This window comes from Candidatus Planktophila sp. (assembly GCF_046070465.1).
Classification (GTDB): domain Bacteria; phylum Actinomycetota; class Actinomycetes; order Nanopelagicales; family Nanopelagicaceae; genus Planktophila.
The window spans coordinates 1-3,661 of the sequence record NZ_JBJTMK010000161.1 but is presented as its reverse complement, the minus strand read 5'-3'; the positions used below and the strand labels follow the sequence as shown (position 1 = coordinate 3,661).

The following is a 3,661-nucleotide window of genomic DNA, read 5'->3' as shown; positions in this document are numbered from 1 at the left end:
TTGCCGCAAATTTAATGACACAATCATTGGCAACAGTTGTAACCGTTACGTTATTTGGGTTTGCAACTCGCGTTGCACATGTTCCATCGCCTGCTTTTACGGTAGAACCGGCCTGATCTTCCTTTAATTGTTGCACTTCTGCGAATTGAAGCGGGCGGTTATAGAAAGCGATATCTGCGATGCCGCCTTCGAGATAGGCATCTGCCACCCAGTTGCTGCGACCTAACCAGACATTGGAACGACTGACGTTACTCGTGGGCAGAAACGTATAACTTGTGTTGGTAACGACGTTTCCATTTTTATAGATAAGACAGGTAGTTCCGTTGAGAACGATGGCCCAGTGATTCCAATTGGTATCGATTCCTCGAGCAGTTTCGTTCGGAGTTACGCAGCGCCCAGATGCACCAGCAGCGGTATACAGCTCGAGAAACATTTCAGAGCTTGTTCCATTGCGACCTACTAAGAGATTGTTGCTGTTAGCTCCGCCTGCACCACTGCCAATATCAAAGATACGTTCATAAGCGCCTGCTCCGTTGCCCCAGTTGCCATACCAGGCGGCAGTGAATCCACCGGAGAAGTCGTAATTGAATCCTGAATTGATTGTGGCAAATTGGCTTGAGCCACTGAACATCATCGAGCCATGGCTAAAGGTGTTATTAGCAGGTGATGTCGAACCTGATGTTGATTTTGTGAATTGAGATTCAGAGGTGAGAGTGGCAGTAATTCCATTTCCAGAAATATCGTTCCATGTCGTTCCGGTACCGGAATACGATGATGAATTCTTCGCATCAAAGCGCATCAAGAGTCCATTTGCCACCATCTTGGTAGGGGCATTAATGAAAGTCTCTAACTTCCAAGCATCACGGTTTGTTGTGTTGTAATAAGTGGCGCCCGAGGTGGATCCGCAATAAACCCATGCGATGTTTCCTGCATATCCACATGTAGGTGAATTACCTATTCCGATATCAGCAAGGCCGCTGTTATATAACTGACGGTTCCATGCAAAGACTGTTCTGCCATTAGTCACATCGTGAACTTGAAATGCACCAAATCCATTGGCATTGCCTGGTGAATCGTTAAAGTCAAAATCCGTCGTTCCGTCCGCAGCTCCGGACCACCCTTTTGCTCCTGAAATATCGTTAGCCCAAATTTGCAAACGCCCGGTTACCCCGTTGACGTTCAACTCCCGATTACTGGATTCGACAGTTAAATCATTGGCAGTTGCTTGAATAGCAGCTTGACCGTTCACCTGATCAGGAAATTCTAAGGTTGTTATTGATGCAGCTGGAGAGTTGTAAAGAGTGCCGCTTGAATTTTTATTTCCTGTCGTCGCAGCCCACTTCGTGAAGTCTGTGATCACATAATTGAAAGTTGCACCATCATTACTGAGATATTGCATCTTGTAACGAACTCGCGTAAAAGATGCACTTGCATAGAAATTTGCAGCTTGATTATTTGCGCTTGCGCGGCCATAGCCCGGTTCATAGGTGATATTTCCACCAGAGTCACGCTTGGGAGTGACTGTTCCATAAAGTTTGACCCACGGATATGCCCAAGGACTTGTGCTTGCACCCATCTTTGCTGCGACTCGTACATAGTAAGAAGTACCCAGAGTTAAACCCGAGATTGAATATGAATATGTACCTGGTGAAATTGTGCTGCTCGCGGATGTCCACGTTGAGCCATCAGTCGAATAATCAACCTGGTATGAAGTTACCGCTGATGCTCCGTAGTTTGGTGCGCCCCAAGCAACGATGAGCGATGTCCCATTTGCGGTCGCAGTTACCTCTTGCGGCGCAGTTGTTGTCGAGGTAGCAGCCTGCGCGATAGGAGCACCTGGGACTGCAGAGATAAATGTAAAGACCGGTGCAATAAGTGCAATCGAGAGGAATCTGCGAAGGCGACGATCATGTGCCTGCCAATTAATGGTCTTCCACTTCGCAGCGAGTGCGTGAGAGGTAGGCGAATTTAGCCGGAACTGCATGGCCACGCCCCCTAGGAAGAATCTCGAGATTAGACGAGGATTCTACTTAGGGGGTAGCCCTTAGGCAAAGGGCGCTATTTTCAGCGCAGATTTAGAAGCTCGAGGCGTCGATAACGAAGCGATACTTCACATCACTGGCGATAGTGCGCTCGTAAGCCTGGTTGATGTAGTCCGCCTTAATGACCTCAACATCGCTGAGGATATTGTGCTCACCACAGAAATCGAGCATCGCCTGCATCTCAGGGATTCCACCAATCATTGATCCCGCCATTGAACGGCGTGCACCGAGCAGTACACCTGCATGGACTGCATACGGCTTACCGGGAAGACCGATAACAACCAGAGTTCCATCTTGCTTTAACAAGTTGAGGTACTGATTGATATCGAGCTCTGCTGAAACGGTATTGAGAATGAGGTCAAAGCTCTTAGCAATCTTCTTAAAGTTCTCAGGATCTTTTGTTGAGACAAAGTGATGTGCGCCCATCGCAAGTGCATCAGCTTCCTTGGATGGTGAGTGCGAAAGCACTGTTACTTCAGCGCCCATCGCCACTGCAAACTTAACTCCCATGTGCCCAAGACCGCCGAGTCCCATGACGGCAACTTTGGTGCCCTTTGTGACTTTCCAATGCTTTATTGGTGACCACAAAGTCACACCTGCACATAACAATGGCGCAACTCCGTCGAGTGGAAGATTGCTCGGAATATGAACTGCATAATCTTCATTAATCACAAAACGATTGCTATAGCCGCCCATAGTGACGGTCTTACCATCGCGCTCGTAACCGTTGTAGGTACCGGTCATTCCCTCTTCGCAATATTGCTGCAAACCCTTAAGGCATTGTTCGCACTTACGGCAAGAATCAACGAAGACCCCCACACCAATGTGGTCCCCGACCTTGAACTTTGAAACTGAAGATCCAACGGATGTAACTACTCCGGCGATTTCATGCCCTGGAACCATTGGAAAGATTGCAGGACCCCACTCTTCTCTTGCCTGGTGAATATCTGAGTGACAGATGCCGGCAAATTTAATATCGAGCTCTACATCGTGAGCGCCTACATCGCGACGATCGAATTCAAATGGGACGAGGTCAGATCCTGCGGAGAGCGCTGCATAGCCTTTAGTATTCATATTCATAGCTTAACTCCATTGATATCGATAAGCTTTTTGAATGCTGATCAGCCCAAAGTTTCAACCAGTTGCAGATAAGTTCTTTCAATTGACTGCTGACCAACCCTATGGCGGAGCCGCTCTCTCCATTTATCAACAGGGAGAAGCAGTAATTGATATCTGGGCGGGCGAGCAACGCCCTGGTCAACTATGGGAAGCAGATACCAAGTCAGTAGTTTTCTCCACTTCCAAAGGTTTGCTCTCAATCATCGGCCACCAACTTATTCAAGCAGGGCTACTAGATCCAGACGAGAGAGTTGCTCATTACTGGCCAGAGTTTGCAGCCAACGGAAAAGAGAATGTCACCGTCGCCATGATCATGCGACATCGTTCTGGCCTCAGTGCGGTTCGAGAAGACATAACCTTTGAAGATCTGCAGAAAGTTATTCCAGTAGAGGATGCGCTAGCCCGGCAGACACCGATTTGGGAGCCAGATACTGGGTATCTCTACCATGCAGGAACGATCGGACATCTCTAGATCGGGGTGACGTCTTGGGAAAGAGTGT

Annotated in this window: 3 protein-coding genes; 1 reads left to right on the top strand and 2 read right to left on the bottom strand. The window is 48.2% G+C overall.

The window, feature by feature from the left end; all coding sequences use genetic code 11:
• Together ACKOVI_RS06895 and ACKOVI_RS06890 are read right to left on the bottom strand one after the other, a co-directional pair.
• Positions 1–1,984: fibronectin type III domain-containing protein (locus ACKOVI_RS06895; RefSeq protein WP_509603338.1), on the bottom strand; the 1,984-nt coding region annotated here is incomplete at its 3' end.
• Positions 1,985–2,075: 91 nt separating this feature from the next.
• Entirely contained in the window at positions 2,076–3,116 is a 1,041-nt protein-coding gene (locus ACKOVI_RS06890) for an NAD(P)-dependent alcohol dehydrogenase (protein WP_509603337.1), read from the bottom strand.
• A gap of 40 nt (positions 3,117–3,156) precedes the next feature.
• Here ACKOVI_RS06890 and ACKOVI_RS06885 point away from each other — a divergent pair, with 40 nt between their 5' ends.
• A complete protein-coding gene (locus tag ACKOVI_RS06885) occupies positions 3,157–3,633 on the top strand; it encodes a serine hydrolase domain-containing protein (RefSeq protein ID WP_509603336.1) in 477 nt (158 codons plus the stop codon).
• Positions 3,634–3,661: the final 28 nt, after the last annotated feature.

Coding starts and splice junctions, on each gene's coding strand:
- ACKOVI_RS06885 (WP_509603336.1), top strand. CDS start 3,157: ATGCTGATCAGCCCAAAGTTTCAACCAGTTGCAGATAAGTTCTTTCAA.
- ACKOVI_RS06890 (WP_509603337.1), bottom strand. CDS start 3,116: ATGAATACTAAAGGCTATGCAGCGCTCTCCGCAGGATCTGACCTCGTC.